Genomic DNA, 16240 nt, shown 5'->3' on the forward strand with positions numbered 1-16240 from the left:
GGGCTGGCGGGTGTGACCGCAGCCCAAGCGCCGACGGTGCGCGAAGCGGCGCGCACGTTAATCCGCTTTGAGCCGTTGTATGGCTCAAACTATCGCGGCCAATCGAGCCTGCACGAAGACGCTCAGGGCGCCTGGCTGCGTTTTTACTCCATTAGCCCGTACAACGCCTTCAACCGGTTTGTGGTGGACTCCATCATTGCTGGCTGGCTGCAACAGTTGTCGTCAGTCGCCGCCCGCCCCTTGCACTGTGAACAGATCGACATCGAGTTCAGTGAGCCGGAGTATGGCGAGCACTACAGCGCGCTGAGCCACGCTCTGATCAATTTCCGGGCAGAGACTAACCAGTTGCGCCTCACCCACGCGACGCTGGATCTGCGCAACCCCGTGCACTGCCCAAGCACGTGGGCGTACCTGCTGCACATGTGCGAACGCGAACTGGAACAACTGACACGCACCCGCAGCCTGCGCGAACGCATTACGCAATTGTTGGGGCCATTGCTCAATGGCGGTCGAGAGCCCGACCTGGAAGAAGTGGCGGCACGTCTGAAATTGCCGACCTGGACGTTGCGTCGCAAGCTGGCGGAAGAAGGCACGCAGTTCCGCGCAATTCTCAATGACACGCGGCGAGACCTCGCCATGACCTATATCCGTGATACGGAATTGGCCTTTGGCGAGATTGCTTATTTGTTGGGGTTTGCCTCAGCAGAGGCGTTTCAGAGGGCCTTTAAGCGCTGGAACGCGCAGACTCCAGGAGAGTTCCGTCGTCGCCAGCGTCAATTGGCCTGAATCAAAGCTCAGTCGCGTCGTCAGCAGGTTCTAGAGGGTCTAACTCCGATGCCTGATACTCCAGCAGTTCTTCTTGATAGTCATCCATGGCTGCATCCTCTTTAGGTCTGTTCGTTCACGTCATGCCTGAGTGGCGCTGGGTATGAGCTTAAGGTGCCCACATGAAGGTTAAATGACACCTTCGCGGGCACGTCTAGCACTGACTTTTAAACGTAGCAGACGGCAGAAATTTAGCACACCCCTTTATTTTGGTGAGACAGGCTCTACAACGGCCGGTACAGGGGTAATTGCCGAGTCAGTCGCCGGGGTCGTGGCCGGTTCTGTCTCAGGCATTGCCGCTTCAGGTTTCTTCTCGGCAGTAGGCGAAGTAGGCGTCGGTGCAGTCGCGGGCGTAGCGACGGGTGTTGTAACCGATGGCACAGCAGGCGTAACGGGCACGGCGGGCGACACAATGGGCGTCGGGGCCGTCTGAACGTCAATCGGCATGATGGCTGGCGCTTCGGCTGGCGGCACGACCGGCTTGGACACTTCGTGCTCTGTGGAGGTCGGCGCAACGGCTGGCGTCGCAGCGGAGGCAGGCGTAACCGGAACGACTGCAGGCGCTACCTGAGGTTTGACTGCGGCCGCCTCTGGCACACCCAGGTCAGCCTTGGGCTTTTCTACGATGTGGGCGTCTTTTTTCACTTCTTTGGGCAGGAACACTTCGACCAGAGAAAAAAAGCGATCGTAGAACTCGGGCGACGACACGGTTTCGCTGGCCACCTTGACCATCGAATCGTCAGAGGAACCAATTGGCATCGAGACCGAGCCCAGCACACCGACCCCAAGACTTGCCGAGTTATTGACCTTCTTCAGTGCGTAACGGTCCTGCAGCGCATTGGCAAACATGGTCGCGTGGTGCGCTGAACCGCCGTCATCGGCGCACACCACGTTAAAACTGATCTCCAAATGATTCTCGCCGGTTTGCTGGAAGCTCTTATGGCCGCTGATCAGTTTGGGGTCGTTGCTGGTGATGATGTAGCCCTGACTGAGCAATGCCCGACGCGCAGCTTCGCAAGAAGTCTTATCGGTAACCGGGTAGTTACGCGAGAACGTGCCTGAATCGTCGAAGTTTTCATGTTCGTAAATCGCTGTCTTCTTCGACGAACAACCTGCGAGGCCGGCGAGCAAAAGGGCCACTACCACGGTACGCAAGGGGAATGACTTGGGCATTGAAAATCCTGAAGAGAACGGAACGGGGCGTATTGTGCATCAGTTCGTGATTTATGCGCGCAGTTTGATTGGATGAAAGCTCTGGCAGGCTCGTCGACCGCGCCGCGCGCAACCACACACAGGGACCAGACCTATTTCAATCCGCCATCGAATAGACAGTAATAGCCATATCAATCCCTAATGCCTGCATGCGCGCAAGGGTACAAACAGAAATCGCAGACACCACATGAGCCGGTGCAGAGCCACTCCTGTAGCCAATATCGACAGTCCTCCGGGAGCAAGCCTGCCAGACAGCTCGCAATGACTCAGGAAGCTTCTCAATGGCATCCAGCAGTGCATTTATGCTTTCTTCAGGCGTTTCGTAATGCCCAACAGGGCCAAACGCTTCAAAATTCGCGTAGTGCTCCAGGGTTTCACTACGGCCAACGGACAGACAACTGATCGGAGCATCCTGAACATGCTCAGGCGCCATAATCCGCGCCAGCGAGGTCAGCTCGATGGGAGCTGAGAGCAAAAGATCGGTGTTGATGTAATGAGTGTTTTTTTCAAAATCCATCTGCATCGACTCAAAAAGCAGGAACGGCCAAAGGTAATACCCGTCATTTAACGCAGAAACCGGTGAGAGCGGGCTTGCCCGAGATGGCATCGGCGCGATTTAACAGGGAAACCGCATCGCCTGTATCGCTGGCAAGCCGGGCTTACACAGGTTCCTCGCTGGATTTGGTTCACATGACCGGCCAGCGTTAGGCTGCCGAGGGTGTTATGGCGCCCCATTTTCGTCAAGACGTGCTGGTGTAACCCTATGTGTGCCTGCAGGGAATCGCAGGCACAAAAAAAGCGACCCAAGGGTCGCTTTTTTTGTAGTTTCAGAGAGTTCAAGGGCTCTGAAGCAAATATGGCGCAGCGGACGGGACTCGAACCCGCGACCCCCGGCGTGACAGGCCGGTATTCTAACCGACTGAACTACCGCTGCGTATCGCTCGGACTTGCGTCCGTTTGAATCTTTTAAAACCGTGATCGAAGAGCTTCGGTGCTTTTCAATCGCAAGCCAAGCTAGCCTGACTTGTACAAATATGGCGCAGCGGACGGGACTCGAACCCGCGACCCCCGGCGTGACAGGCCGGTATTCTAACCGACTGAACTACCGCTGCGCGTCGGTTGGTTGCTTCATTAAAAGCGACCTTCTCTTTCGAGAAACTCAAGAAGTGGTGGGTGATGACGGGATCGAACCGCCGACCCTCTGCTTGTAAGGCAGATGCTCTCCCAGCTGAGCTAATCACCCTTTGCTTCGTTGAGGCCGCGAAATTTACGCACCTATCGAAGCTAAGTCAAGGGGATTATTGAGTTTTTTCAAAAACAGAGGAAAACAGTTGCAAGCTTCAAGCTGCAAGTCAGGGCAAAAGCAACCAAAGACCGACGCTTACTTGCCGCTTAAAGCTTGAAGCGTGCAGCTGCCTCATTCCCCATAAACCATTTTTTTGCTCATGCCACCGTCGACAACAAACTCCTGCCCTGTCACAAATCCGGCATTACGTGACAGCAGCCACGCGACCATGGAGGCAACGTCTTCCACGGTGCCCACACGGCCTGTGGGATGCTGCGCGTGATCAGCGTCTGTTAATGGCTCTGCACGCCTGACAGAGGGGTCACGCGCATCAATCCAACCCGGACTGACGGCATTGACCCTAATCTCCGGCCCAAGGCTAATTGCCAATGCATGGGTCAGCGCCAGCAAACCACCCTTGCTCGCCACATACGCCTCAGTATCAGGCTCTGATTGGCGGGCACGGGTAGACGCCAGATTAACGATCGAACCGCAGTGGGCACGTAAATAAGGCGCGCAGTGCTTGGCCAACAGCATCGGCCCCGTCAGGTTGACCGCCAGCACGCGATTCCAGTGCGTCAGGTCGAGACTTTCGAGGGTCATGTTGTGCGGATCGGCAATCGCGGCATTGGACACCAGAGCGTCCAGTCGACCGAATTGACCCAGCACTTGTGCCACGCACTGGATCACGTCCGTCTCGACCGACACATCCATGGCCACAAACCAGGCGCTATCCCCCAGCGCCTTGACCACTTTAGAGCCTCGCGCACGGTCAATGTCGGTCAGCACCACTTGCCAGCCTTCGCTGATCAGCCATGCTGCAATCCCTAGGCCAATACCCCGCGCAGCGCCTGTTACCAGGGCTACACGGCCATTGCCTTCAATCGGTGCTTGAGGAGCCCATTCGGTCACAGTGCGGCCAAGCCTCGCGCCAGGTCTGCTTGCAGGTCAACCACATCTTCCAGACCGACCGCGATGCGGATCAGGCTGTCACGAATGCCTGCGGCTTCACGCTCTTGCGGCGCCAAACGACCATGGGAAGTGGTCCCCGGGTGGGTGATGGTAGTTTTGCTGTCGCCCAAGTTGGCTGTGATCGAGATCAGGCGCGTGGCATCGATAAAGCGCCAAGCGCCTTCTTTGCCGCCTTTAACCTCAAAACTGACCACTGCACCAAACCCGCGCTGCTGGCGTTGGGCCAAGGCATGCTGCGGATGGCTCTTTAGGCCTGCGTAATGGACTTTTTCGACGCCGTCCTGCTGCTCCAGCCACTCAGCCAGGGCTTGAGCGCTGGCGCAGTGAGCGCGCATGCGCAGGTTCAAGGTTTCCAGCCCCTTGAGGAAGATCCACGCGTTGAACGGGCTGAGGGTTGGCCCGGCTGTACGCAGAAAACCGACGACTTCTTTCATCTGCTCGTTGCGACCGGCAACCACGCCGCCCATGCAACGACCCTGGCCGTCGATGAACTTGGTGGCCGAGTGCACAACGATGTCGGCGCCCAACTTGACTGGCTGCTGCAACGCAGGCGTGCAAAAGCAGTTGTCGACCACCAGTAGGGCACCTTTGGCGTGGGCGATTTCGGCCAACGCACTGATGTCTACCAGCTCAGCCAACGGATTGGATGGAGACTCGACAAACAGCAATTTGGTGTTGGGCTTGATCGCCGAATCCCAGCCCGCTAGTTCGGCCAGAGGAACGTAATCGACCTCGACGCCGAAACGCTTGAAGTACTTTTCAAACAGGCTGATGGTCGAACCAAAGACGCTGCGCGAGACCAGAATGTGGTCACCGGCGCTGCACAGGCTCATCACCACCGACAAAATAGCGGCCATGCCTGTTGCCGTGGCAACAGCCTGCTCTGCCCCTTCCAGTGCCGCGATGCGCTCTTCGAACGCACGCACGGTGGGGTTGGTGTAACGCGAATAAACGTTGCCTGCCACCTCACCCGAGAACCGCGCAGCTGCATCGCCAGCTGTGCGGAACACGTAGCTTGAGGTCAGGAACATTGCATCACCGTGTTCGCCTTCTGGCGTACGGTGCTGGCCGGCACGCACAGCCAAGGTGTCGAACGCTACGCCCTCAAGGTCGCTATCCAGCCGACCGGCATCCCAATCCTGACTCATGCTGCCTTCTCCTTGCCTTGTATTGATGACGTTGTATCAGCTTGCTTTTGATAAGAGCAATGCAAACCGGCCCATCAGGGCCGGTTTGTTAAACGCTTAGTTGTTGTACAGGCCTATCGTTGCGCCGACACCCTGAGCAACCACCTTGGAGGCATCGTTGCGCGCACGCTCGATACGGTCCAGGTAGTTCTCGTCGATGTCACCCGTCACGTACTTGCCGTCGAACACTGCGCAATCGAACTTCTCGATCTTGATCTTGCCACCACCGACCGCTTCGATCAGGTCTGGCAGGTCTTGGTAGATCAGCCAATCAGCGCCGATCAAGTCAGCCACGTCCTGGGTCGTACGGTTGTGTGCGATCAGTTCGTGGGCGCTTGGCATGTCGATGCCATATACGTTCGGGTAACGCACAGCCGGGGCTGCCGAGCAGAAGTACACATTCTTGGCACCCGCTTCGCGAGCCATTTGAATAATCTGCTTGCAGGTGGTGCCCCGTACGATCGAGTCATCGACCAGCATCACGTTCTTGCCACGGAACTCCAGTTCGATGGCATTGAGCTTCTGGCGCACGGATTTTTTACGTGCAGCCTGGCCCGGCATGATGAAGGTACGGCCGATGTAGCGATTTTTTACGAAGCCCTCGCGGAACTTGACGCCCAAGTGGTTCGCCAGTTCCAGCGCCGCAGTCCGGCTGGTGTCAGGAATCGGGATAACCACGTCGATGTCGTGATCCGGGCGCTCGCGCAGGATCTTATCAGCGAGTTTCTCGCCCATACGCAGACGCGCTTTGTAGACCGAAACGCCATCAATGATCGAGTCCGGGCGCGCCAGGTACACGTGCTCGAAGATGCACGGAGTCAGTTGCGGGTTTACTGCGCACTGACGGGTGTGCAGTTTGCCGTCTTCGGTGATGTAAACCGCTTCACCCGGTGCCAAGTCGCGAATCAGGGTGAAGCCCAGTACGTCGAGCGAAACGCTTTCGGAAGCAATCATGTACTCAACGCCTTCGTCGGTATGACGCTGGCCGAACACGATCGGACGGATGCCGTTTGGATCGCGGAAACCGACGATGCCGTAACCGGTGATCATCGCTACCACGGCATAACCGCCACGGCAGCGGTTGTGCACGTCAGTGACCGCAGCGAATACATCTTCCTCGGTCGGCTGCAATTTGCCGCGCTGCGCCAATTCATGGGCGAAGACGTTCAGCAGCACTTCCGAATCAGAGTTGGTGTTGACGTGACGCAAGTCAGATTCGTAAATCTCCTTGGCCAGTTGTTCAACGTTGGTCAGGTTGCCGTTGTGCGCCAGGGTGATGCCATACGGCGAGTTGACGTAAAACGGTTGAGCCTCAGCTGAAGTCGAGCTACCAGCAGTCGGGTAGCGCACGTGGCCAATGCCCACGTGTCCGACCAGACGCTGCATGTGACGCTGATGAAACACATCACGCACTAACCCGTTGTCCTTGCGCAGAAATAACCGGCCGTTATGGCTGGTTACAATACCGGCAGCATCCTGGCCGCGGTGCTGGAGGACGGTTAGCGCGTCATACAGCGCCTGATTGACGTTCGACTTACCGACGATACCGACGATGCCACACATGCGACGCAACCCCTACTTAATGGATCTGAACTGAACACCACTCACTTGGGCTGGGTAGCCGGCAAGAGATGCTCCTTGAACGGAATATCAGCGGGTACGCTGATACCGCTGGCCAACCATTGACTACTCCACCCCAAAATGAGGTTTTTCGACCAATCGGCAACCAATAGAAATTGTGGCATGAGCCTCGACTCTTGCCACCACGAGTCTTGCTGTACCGGCCCAAGGCTCAAGAGCCCGACTGCCACGACCACCAGCAGCGCGCCACGCGCAGCGCCGAAGACCATGCCAAGAAAACGATCGGTACCGGACAGGCCAGTCACGCGAATCAGTTCGCCGATAAGAAAGTTGATCATTGCGCCGACCAGCAAGGTGGCGACAAACATGATGGTGCACCCGGCGATAACACGGGCGGAAGGTGTTTCGATGTATCCGGCGAGGTATTGGGACAGTGAACCGCCGAACATCCAGGCGACGACTCCAGCAATGATCCAGGTGCACAGCGACAGCGCTTCTTTTACGAAGCCGCGCTTTAAACTGATCAAAGCGGAAATGGCGATAATTGCAACGATCGCCCAGTCAACCCAGGTAAATGGCACAGTTCAGCCTACAGACGGATAAGGCGGCGCATTTTAGCAGAGCGCCGCCTCTCAAGTCAGGCGATTTATCAGCGCTTTGGCGATCAACTATCACCTTTTTATGCGCTTAACCGCGTTCAGGCTGGAAGCGCACCACAAAACCTTTGAGATTCTGCTGTTTATCGAGCACGTCACGTAGACGATCGGCCTCGGCGCGCTCAAGCAGTGGACCCACGAAAACCCGATTCATTCCGCCCGACGATCGGACGTAAGCGTTATAACCTTGATTACGAAGGGTTTTTTGCAAGGTGTCAGCGCTGGCGCGATTGGACAGGCTCACCAACTGGATCGACCAACTGATGGGCAAACCGTTAGGGTCTACCCGCTTTTGCGTGGTATCCAGCTTGGCCGGAGCCTGCGCAACGGCTTGCGCAGGCGTGACAGCCGGCGGCTTGGTCGCCGCGACTGCAGGCTTGCTCACCACAGGAGCAACTGGCGCTGTTGCCGGTTTGTGCGGCGCCACCACTTCAGGCTCAACCGGTGGCACCGGTTCTTCGGCAATTACTTGCGGCTCAGGCACAGGGACGGGCTCAACCTTGACCTCAGGCATTACCGGCATCTGTGGCGCCGTGGGCACATCGACCTGAATCTGGCGTTCTTCGTCCTGACGCGAAAACAGCATTGGCAGAAAGATCACCGCCAATGCGATTAACACCAGCGCACCGACCATTCGCTGCTTGAATACTTTATCCAGCAATGCCATTTGCAGACTCCTCCGTGGCACGCCGCTCCAGCCACTCTAGCGCCTGGGCGACACAAAAAAACGATCCAAACAACAGAATTTCATCGTGCGCCGTAGCGCGCTCGCACTGCGCCTCAAGCGCTGCATCAAGGCTGTCGTAAGACGTAACAGAAGCGTTCAAACGTTGCAACGCGGCCTGCAACTCAGCCACCGGACGCGTACGCCCGGTGTTCAGCGGCGCTACAGCCCAGTGATCAATAACGTCGGCAAACGGTGATACCACACCGTCCAAATCTTTGTCTGCCAACAGGCTAAACACCGCCAGGCGCTTGCCAGCCGCCGGACGCTGCTGCAGACGCTTCAGCAAATATTCGGCTGCATGGGGGTTATGGCCCACATCAAGCAGCAAGTTCACGGCTTTGCCGCGCCAGTTAATCTGGCGACGATCCAGGCGACCGGTAATTTTAGTCGCCAGTAACGCCTCGACAATCTGCTCAGGTTGCCATGGCAATTCAGTCAGCGCATAAGCCTGCAGGGCCAGCGCTGCGTTCTCCATCGGCAAATCCAGCAACGGCAGGTCACGTAATTCAAGCGCCTGCCCTTTTGCGTCCCGCCCCTGCCAATGCCAAACCGAACCGGCAAGGCTCAAATTGAAATCGCGCCCGCGAACAAAAAGCGGGCAGCCTAATTCATGAGCCTTGTCGAGCAAGGGCTGGGGTGGATTCAGATCACCACACAGGGCAGGTTTGCCTGCGCGGAAAATTCCGGCCTTTTCATAGGCCACGGATTCACGGGTATTACCTAGGTACTCCACGTGATCCACGCCAATGCTGGTGACCAGCGCCAGATCAGCATCGACCAAGTTGACCGCATCTAGCCGCCCACCCAATCCAACTTCCAGCACGACAACATCGAGTTGCGCACGCTCAAACAGCCAAAACGCCGCCAGTGTGCCCATTTCAAAATAAGTCAGCGAAGTGTCGCCACGCTCTGCATCCAAGGCCGCGAAAGCCTCGCAGAGCCGCTCGTCCGACACTTCGGCACCGTCGATCTGCACACGCTCGTTGTAGCGCAGCAGGTGCGGCGAGCTATAAACCCCAACCTTGAGACCCTGCGCCCGCAGCATGGATGCCACAAACGCACAGGTAGAACCTTTGCCGTTGGTGCCCGTCACCGTCACCACCCGAGGCGCGGGCTTTTGCAAGCCCATGCGGTTCGTTACCTCTCGTGCGCGATCCAGCCCCATGTCGATGGCAGATGGATGCAACTGTTCAAGATAGGCGAGCCACTCGCCAAGGGTGCGCGGGGTCATAGGTTCACAGGAGCCGGTGGAACAACAATGGCCTCAACAGGCGCAGCAACAAACACCGGTGTCGGCAAGTTCATCATTTGTGCAAGTAGGTTACCCAGACGCGGACGCAGCTCCTGACGGGAGATGATCAGATCGATGGCGCCATGCTCCAGCAGGAACTCGCTGCGCTGAAAGCCTTCTGGCAACTTTTCACGAACGGTCTGCTCGATGACACGTGGACCGGCGAAACCGATCAGCGCCTTTGGCTCAGCCACGATCACGTCGCCAAGCATAGCCAAACTGGCCGAAACGCCGCCGTAGACCGGATCGGTCAACACGGAGATAAACGGAATGCCTTCTTCACGCAGACGCGCCAATACGGCAGAGGTCTTGGCCATTTGCATCAGCGAGATCAGCGCTTCTTGCATGCGAGCACCGCCGGAAGCGGCGAAGCAGATCATCGGGCAGCGGTGTTCGAGGGCGTAGTTGGCGGCACGTACAAAACGCTCACCGACGATGGCACCCATCGACCCACCCATAAAGGAGAACTCAAACGCCGAGACCACAACCGGCATGCCCAGCAGAGTGCCGCTCATGGAAATCAGTGCGTCTTTCTCGCCGGTTTGCTTTTGCGCGCCGACCAGACGGTCCTTGTACTTCTTGCTGTCGCGGAATTTAAGACGGTCAACGGGCTCCAGATCAGCGCCCAACTCGTTACGACCGTCAACATCTAGGAAGATATTGATGCGAGCACGTGCACCAATACGCATGTGGTGATTGCACTTCGGGCAAACGTCCAGGGTTTTTTCCAGCTCTGGGCGATAAAGCACAGCGTCGCAAGACGGGCATTTGTGCCACAGGCCTTCAGGTACCGAACTCTTTTTGACCTCGGAACGCATGATCGAAGGAATCAGTTTGTCTACCAACCAGTTGCTCATGCTTTCTTTCTCCAGTACCGGTGACCTAAACACTGACGTTCAGGCCCCGTGTATGCCCTTGAGCTAAATTCATTAGGTGTGCGGCGATGATTAGGGGAGCAGCGGTCTGCACAGAGCAAACCAGCGTAAATCCCGAAACCCTCAGCCCTCCCGGCAACACGCTGCATAGCGCTTGCCGCTTTAATTTCTGCCCGTCAAACCACCGGGCCCGCATGCTTCACACAGCGGTAAAGATGGACGGTGGCAGGCTGCCAACCGTCACATCCAGCATCAGTTTGTTGCGCGTACTGCCTGCATAAAGGTCCGAATCTTATCGTGATCCTTGATGCCTTTGCTCTTTTCTACACCGCCACTCACATCAACGGCGTAAGGCTGCACCTGAGCAATGGCCTGCGCCACGTTCTCGGCGCACAAGCCGCCAGCCAAAATAATCGGTTTGCTCAGCCCCTGAGGTATCAATGACCAGTCAAATGCCTGGCCAGTTCCACCCGGCACACCTTCAACGTAGGTATCGAGCAAAATCCCGCTCGCACTGGCGTAGGCGTCACATGCTGCTGCTATGTCATCGCCGGCCTTTACTCGTAGCGCCTTGATGTAGGGCCGGTGATAACCTTCGCATTGCTCCGGCGTTTCATCGCCGTGAAATTGCAATAAGTCGAGCGGCACGGCGTCCAGCGTTTCGTTCAGTTCACAAGCGCTGGCATTCACAAACAAGCCAACGGTAGTCACAAACGGCGGCAAAGCCGCAATGATTGCTCGCGCCTGCGCGGCGGTTACTGCACGCGGGCTTTTTGCATAAAACACAAAGCCAATCGCATCTGCTCCGGCCTCAACTGCTGCCAGTGCATCATCTATGCGGGTAATACCGCAGATCTTGCTGCGAACGGCTGACATGTCAACTACACCCCAAGGCTAGCGTGTGAAAGTTCAGGATGGTAACAAATGCTTGTCGGGGCGTCAGCCGTCGAGTTCGCTAAACCCGGTCAAGAAATGTGGCCCGATATAACGCTGCGGCAGCGCAAACTCGTCGCGGTATTCAACCTGCACCAGATACAAGCCATATGGATGGGCGGTCACGCCCCCTGAGCGGCGCTCACGGCTTTGCAGCACTTCCTTGATCCATTCAACTGGACGCTCGCCCGAACCGATGGTCATCAGTACACCGGCGATGTTTCGCACCATGTGGTGCAAAAACGCACTGGCGCGAATATCCAGCACGATCATTTGGCCATGCCGCGTGACGCGCAGGTGGTGCATTTCTTTGATTGGAGACTTGGCCTGGCATTGCCCGGCCCGGAACGCGCTAAAGTCATGCACACCCAGCAAATATTGGGCGGCCTCGGCCATGCGCTCGACGTCCAGCGGGCGATGGTTCCAGGTGATTTCCTGATTCAGGTGGGCTGGGCGAATCGGATCGTTATAGATCACATAGCGGTAACGCCGGGCAATAGCCTTGAAGCGCGCATGAAAATCCGCGGGCATGACCTTGGCCCACGTGACGCTGATGTCATGGGGCAGATTGATATTAGCGCCCATGACCCAAGCTTTAAGTGAGCGCTCGGCCTGCGTATCAAAGTGCACCACTTGCCCGCAGGCGTGAACACCCGCGTCAGTACGCCCGGCACACATCAATGAAACGGGTGAATCGGCTACTTTTGAGAGCGCGTTTTCCAGGGTTTCCTGAACGGTCAGCACGCCATTGGCCTGACGTTGCCAGCCGCTGTAGCGCGAACCTTTGTATTCCACGCCCAGCGCGATTCGGAAAAAGCCTTCGGCGGCCATTTCGGCTGCGGGGTTATCTATATTTGCCAAGGAGTTACAGCCTGATGATGAGCGCAAAAGCGGCCATTATAAGGCGCACCGGCCAAGACGCCATGCATCAATGGGCTTCATGCGCAAATTGCAGGTGCCGTTTAGGAGCGAGCTGGCTCGCGATCTTTTAAAGATCAAAAGATCGCGAGGTTAAGTGTGAGCGCGGGTATCACGCCAGACGCGTGATCATTTCCAGCGCTTCAGCCTGTTGCTCTGGGCTGCCCTCGCCCATGACTTCGGTCAGGATATCGCGGGCGCCTTCGTCGTCACCCATGTCGATGTAGGCTTGGGCCAGGTCAAGCTTGGTCGCTGCTTCGTCCGTACCCGACAAGAAGTCGAACTCCGGCTCGTCGTCAGCTTGCGCAAATGGCTCGGCCATCGCTGGCTCTTCTAGGCTCTGCGACAAGCGCTGCAACTCGGCATTGACCTTGTCCAACTCTACCGAAAAGCTGTCCGGCGCCTCCGGTGCAGGTGCCTCTTGCGCCAGAGACAAGTCAAAGTCGGCTGGCAAGTCCAAGTCCAAATCAAAGGCATCTTCGAGCGCTGATTGTGTTTCAGCTTGCTGCTCGAGCACCGCCTCAAAGCTTTGTTCATTCTCGCGAGCCAGTTTATCGACGCTCTGCTCAGACGACACCACGGTCGGTGACGCGGCTTCGAGGTCATCAAGGCTCAAATCAAAATCGTGATCGAACGCTTCAGCCGCAGGCGTCACGACCGGCTCTGGCTTCACTTCAGGCTGCGGCGTCACCACACGGTCGTCACGCATCATTTCCTTGACGAAGTCAGCCTGAAATTGAGAGGCCACCGCGGCGGTCACAATCCCGGCCGCAACCGCCACCATAGCTGGATAACGAAGTTTGAGCTGCGCCACCTCGGAGTAGTTTTTGCCATTAGCTATCAGTTGGCGCTCTTGAGCGATAAAGGCATCGCGCTCGCCCAGCTCGCCGTACACCTGCATCAACTTCAAACGCAAATCGCTGCGCTGTGGCGACTGGCGAACCGCACCCTCAAGTAAGCCGGCCGCTTCATGAAATTGCTGTTGTTCGATCAGTTGCTCGGCTTCGACCAGCACCTCGGCACCAGACCTGGCTACCGACACCGGGGCTGCCGGAGCAACCAACGGCGCAGGGGTCGGAGCGGTGTCGAGCTTGACACTCGGCGGCGGTACTTCAAGGCCCTCAAAGCTGCTGTCCGGCATGTCCAGATCAGCCGAAAACTCTGGCTCTTCTTCAAGCGCCCGCGCCATGCGTGCGTGTCGCTCAGCGGCTTGCTGCGCCTTGCGCCGACGAAGCAGCAGCAACAAAAGCAACAGCAACAACACCGCAGCGCCGCCCACCAACGCGGTCATTAGCGGACTGCCCAGCAAGTCCTGAATTCTGCGCTCGTCACTGGGTGTTGCGCCGCCTTCAGGTGTCGGCGGGATAGCGGTTGCTGGCGCACCTTCGACGGCACCGGCAATATCCGCTTCTGGGGAATCAGCTGCCTCGCTCGCCAACTGCGCAGGCAGCACGGCCGCCGTTTCACCAGGCACCGAAACATCGCCCTGCAACTTGGCCAACTGGTTGTTTTTCAATTCAATCAAGCGTTGCAACTTGTCGACCTGGCTTTGCAGGTCTTGTACGCGACTTTGCAGTTCGGCACTCTCACGACGGCTGGTGTCCAGGCTTTCCTGGGTCATGGCCAGCTTGTCATTGAGATTCTTGGCGTCTGCGCCAGCCCCTTTGCCCGCCTTCCCCGCTACCAAACTCAGACCATCCGCGGCCACAGGCTTGGCCTGCGTCACGGTGGCCGGCTTGCGGGTACTGGCATCCAACTGTTGAGCTCGCGGTGCGGTGCGACGGCCACTGCGCCAGTCGGCGTTCTGCGCGGCAACTTCAGACACAGCCTTAGCCTGAGGCAACTCGACACTCTGGGCCGCGTCCGGCAAGCGCAGCACTTTGCCGGTCTTCAGACGGTTGATGTTGCCGTCGATAAAGGCATCAGGGTTAAGGGCCTGAATCGCCAGCATGGTCTGTTGGACAGAGCCGCCATTACGCGCCTTCGCGGCGATTTCCCACAAGGTGTCGCGGGACGTCGTGGTGTGTTGCGTCGGAGCACTGGCACCCGTAGCCGCAGCAGCCGTTGCAGTGGTCGCCGAAGCCGCCGAAGCCGCCGCTGCGGTTTGCGGCGAGAACTTGGCAGGGTCCAGCAACACGCTGTAATCGCGCATCAAGCGGCCGTTGGGCCACATTACTTGCACCAGAAACTTTACGAAAGGCTCTGTCAGCGGCTGGCTGGAGGTAACGCGCAGCACGCTTTTGCCATTGGCGTTGATCACCGGGGTAAAACGCAAGTCATTCAAATAGGAAGGACGCGGCACCCCGGCCTTGTTGAATTCGTCCGCCGGGGCCAGGCTCGGCACCACTTCGGCGGCACTCAGGTCCTTGACATCCAGCAACTCGATCTCAGCCAGCAGTGGCTGGTTCTGAGTCGACTTCAGGGTCAGCTCTCCGAGCCCAAGCGCCTGTGCCATACCGGATGACAGCGCCGAAGCGGCGGCTATTGCTAACACTAATTTGCGAACCTGAACCATAGCCTCTTCCTTATGGGTACAGACCTCGTCCCACGAGATCTGTAGAGCTGCTGCCTGATGACAGGTCCGGGGGCTTATATACCCCCGACACGCTGCCTCATTAAATCTGTAAGCCCTGACAGCAGCTTGACTGCGACGCCGGCTCTGGAGCCCTAATGAAAATTGACGCCAAGTATCTTTTACAGCTGGTCTTTTATCAACAACTCAGCCAGTTGCACGGCATTCAGCGCAGCGCCTTTGCGTACGTTATCTGACGTCAACCAGAGATTTAGTTCACTGGTGTCATCCACACCGTGACGCACTCGGCCGACATACACGACGTCCTGGCCGACTGCATCCCCTACCGCTGTAGGGTAGTCGCCCGCCTCCACCAGTTCGATTCCGTCGCCAGCTTCAAAGGCAGCATTCACCGCATCCAGGTCCACGGGCGCAGCCAGTTGCACCGATACACTATAGCTATCGCCAAAAAACACCGGAGCTTGAACACAGGTTACCGATACTTTTAAGTCAGGCATGCCCAGCACTTCGCGCAGCTCTGTGACCAAGCGTTTTTCCAACGGCACATGACCTTGCGTATCCGGCGTGCCAACTTGTGCCAACACGTTAAACGCCATCTGGCGATCAAAGAAACGTGTCTCCAGCGGGTGCAGATTCAGCAGTGCAGTGGTTTGACGGGCTAATTCGGATACAGCCTCACGGCCTTGAGCCGAAACCGCAAGACACGCCGTTACCGTCACTCGCTGCATGTCGACCAAGCCGCGCAATGGTGCCAACACCACGGCCAAGGCGGTGGCCGAAGGGCTTGGGCTGCTGATTTGTAGCGGCTGTTGCAAACCGGTCAAAACCTGCGCATTGGACTCAGGTACCACCTGTGGCGCCTGCACCGAAGGCAGTGCGCCCGACAAATCGATCACCGTGCAACCGGCCGCACTGGCTTTTGCCGCGAAGCTCAGGGTTACGTCAGGGCCGGCGGCAAAGAACACCAGTTTGGCTTTGCTGAAGTCGAACTCGTCGACCTCACGCACTCTTACGTTTTTACCTCTAAAAGGCACCGAACTGCCGGCCGACTCGCTACTGGCCAGCAGATGCAAGTCCGCAACCGGGAAGTCGCGCTCCTCAAGAATCTGCACAATGGTTTCGCCGACAGTGCCGGTGGCGCCAACAACGGCAATATCAAAGGACGGGCTCATGGATCTACCTCAGGCGAAACGTGGGGAGGCGCACTTTAACTGCCCGGCGTAAGCCAAGCAATTAAGCGATCGA

14 protein-coding genes and 3 tRNA genes are annotated in these 16240 nt (G+C 57.5%); 1 reads left to right on the forward strand and 16 read right to left on the reverse strand.

All coding sequences use genetic code 11. The features are described 5' to 3' along the window. On the forward strand, positions 1-786 hold a 786-nt coding region (locus B347_RS0102415; protein WP_019408118.1), incomplete at its 5' end, for a helix-turn-helix transcriptional regulator. A 243-nt stretch (positions 787-1029) separates the two neighbouring features. Here B347_RS0102415 and B347_RS0102425 read toward each other — a convergent pair. The 16 genes from B347_RS0102425 to B347_RS0102500 form a co-directional block, all read right to left on the reverse strand. Beyond that, a complete protein-coding gene (locus B347_RS0102425; protein ID WP_019408120.1) occupies positions 1030-1998 on the reverse strand; it encodes a DUF2242 domain-containing protein in 969 nt (322 codons plus the stop codon). A gap of 136 nt (positions 1999-2134) precedes the next feature. Further along, on the reverse strand, positions 2135-2554 hold the full coding sequence (locus B347_RS0102430) for a hypothetical protein (protein WP_026013943.1): 420 nt from the start codon (positions 2552-2554) through the stop codon (positions 2135-2137). Positions 2555-2894: 340 nt separating this feature from the next. Next, positions 2895-2971, reverse strand: a tRNA-Asp gene (locus B347_RS0102435). A 101-nt stretch (positions 2972-3072) separates the two neighbouring features. Continuing rightward, positions 3073-3149, reverse strand: a tRNA-Asp gene (locus B347_RS0102440). A 55-nt stretch (positions 3150-3204) separates the two neighbouring features. Continuing rightward, positions 3205-3280: transfer RNA gene (locus B347_RS0102445), tRNA-Val, on the reverse strand. A gap of 174 nt (positions 3281-3454) precedes the next feature. Beyond that, complete coding sequence (locus B347_RS0102450) at positions 3455-4234, reverse strand: SDR family oxidoreductase (protein WP_019408122.1); 780 nt, start codon at positions 4232-4234, stop codon at positions 3455-3457. Next, the gene (locus B347_RS0102455) at positions 4231-5442 is read right to left on the reverse strand and encodes an O-succinylhomoserine sulfhydrylase (RefSeq protein ID WP_019408123.1); all 1212 of its coding nucleotides are present in this window, start codon (positions 5440-5442) and stop codon (positions 4231-4233) included. Before B347_RS0102455 ends, B347_RS0102450 begins: the two co-directional genes overlap by 4 nt. A 96-nt stretch (positions 5443-5538) precedes the next feature. Further along, the gene (gene purF, locus B347_RS0102460; protein WP_019408124.1) at positions 5539-7044 is read right to left on the reverse strand and encodes an amidophosphoribosyltransferase; all 1506 of its coding nucleotides are present in this window, start codon (positions 7042-7044) and stop codon (positions 5539-5541) included. Between the two features lie 41 nt (positions 7045-7085). Then, positions 7086-7643: a CvpA family protein gene (locus tag B347_RS0102465; RefSeq protein ID WP_019408125.1), complete on the reverse strand. Its 558-nt coding sequence runs from the start codon at positions 7641-7643 to the stop codon at positions 7086-7088. Positions 7644-7749: 106 nt separating this feature from the next. After that, positions 7750-8385 carry an SPOR domain-containing protein gene (locus B347_RS0102470; protein WP_019408126.1) on the reverse strand — a complete coding sequence of 212 codons (636 nt, stop codon included), beginning with the start codon at positions 8383-8385 and terminating at the stop codon, positions 7750-7752. Further along, positions 8369-9676 carry a bifunctional tetrahydrofolate synthase/dihydrofolate synthase gene (folC, locus tag B347_RS0102475; RefSeq protein ID WP_019408127.1) on the reverse strand — a complete coding sequence of 436 codons (1308 nt, stop codon included), beginning with the start codon at positions 9674-9676 and terminating at the stop codon, positions 8369-8371. The genes B347_RS0102470 and folC overlap by 17 nt, the downstream gene beginning before the upstream one ends. Beyond that, on the reverse strand, positions 9673-10593 hold the full coding sequence (gene accD, locus B347_RS0102480; RefSeq protein ID WP_019408128.1) for an acetyl-CoA carboxylase, carboxyltransferase subunit beta: 921 nt from the start codon (positions 10591-10593) through the stop codon (positions 9673-9675). Before accD ends, folC begins: the two co-directional genes overlap by 4 nt. 270 nt (positions 10594-10863) lie before the next feature. Then, positions 10864-11487, reverse strand: coding sequence for a phosphoribosylanthranilate isomerase (locus tag B347_RS0102485; RefSeq protein WP_019408129.1), 624 nt, complete (start codon positions 11485-11487; stop codon positions 10864-10866). Positions 11488-11550: 63 nt separating this feature from the next. Beyond that, on the reverse strand, positions 11551-12375 hold the full coding sequence (truA, locus tag B347_RS0102490; protein WP_019408130.1) for a tRNA pseudouridine(38-40) synthase TruA: 825 nt from the start codon (positions 12373-12375) through the stop codon (positions 11551-11553). 199 nt (positions 12376-12574) lie between these two features. Further along, on the reverse strand, positions 12575-14977 hold the full coding sequence (locus B347_RS0102495; RefSeq protein ID WP_019408131.1) for a FimV/HubP family polar landmark protein: 2403 nt from the start codon (positions 14975-14977) through the stop codon (positions 12575-12577). Positions 14978-15156: 179 nt separating this feature from the next. Next, positions 15157-16167: an aspartate-semialdehyde dehydrogenase gene (locus B347_RS0102500; RefSeq protein WP_019408132.1), complete on the reverse strand. Its 1011-nt coding sequence runs from the start codon at positions 16165-16167 to the stop codon at positions 15157-15159. Between the last annotated feature and the right edge of the window lie 73 nt (positions 16168-16240).

Source organism: Pseudomonas psychrophila HA-4 (assembly GCF_000282975.1).
GTDB lineage: Bacteria > Pseudomonadota > Gammaproteobacteria > Pseudomonadales > Pseudomonadaceae > Aquipseudomonas > Aquipseudomonas psychrophila_A.

Bases quoted from the DNA above. Each gene is read 5' to 3' on its own strand.
- B347_RS0102425 (WP_019408120.1), bottom strand. From the start codon at position 1,998: ATGCCCAAGTCATTCCCCTTGCGTACCGTGGTAGTGGCCCTTTTGCTC.
- B347_RS0102430 (WP_026013943.1), bottom strand. From the start codon at position 2,554: ATGGATTTTGAAAAAAACACTCATTACATCAACACCGATCTTTTGCTC.
- B347_RS0102455 (WP_019408123.1), bottom strand. From the start codon at position 5,442: ATGAGTCAGGATTGGGATGCCGGTCGGCTGGATAGCGACCTTGAGGGC.
- purF (WP_019408124.1), bottom strand. From the start codon at position 7,044: ATGTGTGGCATCGTCGGTATCGTCGGTAAGTCGAACGTCAATCAGGCG.
- B347_RS0102470 (WP_019408126.1), bottom strand. From the start codon at position 8,385: ATGGCATTGCTGGATAAAGTATTCAAGCAGCGAATGGTCGGTGCGCTG.
- folC (WP_019408127.1), bottom strand. From the start codon at position 9,676: ATGACCCCGCGCACCCTTGGCGAGTGGCTCGCCTATCTTGAACAGTTG.
- accD (WP_019408128.1), bottom strand. From the start codon at position 10,593: ATGAGCAACTGGTTGGTAGACAAACTGATTCCTTCGATCATGCGTTCC.
- B347_RS0102485 (WP_019408129.1), bottom strand. From the start codon at position 11,487: ATGTCAGCCGTTCGCAGCAAGATCTGCGGTATTACCCGCATAGATGAT.
- truA (WP_019408130.1), bottom strand. From the start codon at position 12,375: ATGGCCGCCGAAGGCTTTTTCCGAATCGCGCTGGGCGTGGAATACAAA.
- B347_RS0102495 (WP_019408131.1), bottom strand. From the start codon at position 14,977: ATGGTTCAGGTTCGCAAATTAGTGTTAGCAATAGCCGCCGCTTCGGCG.
- B347_RS0102500 (WP_019408132.1), bottom strand. From the start codon at position 16,167: ATGAGCCCGTCCTTTGATATTGCCGTTGTTGGCGCCACCGGCACTGTC.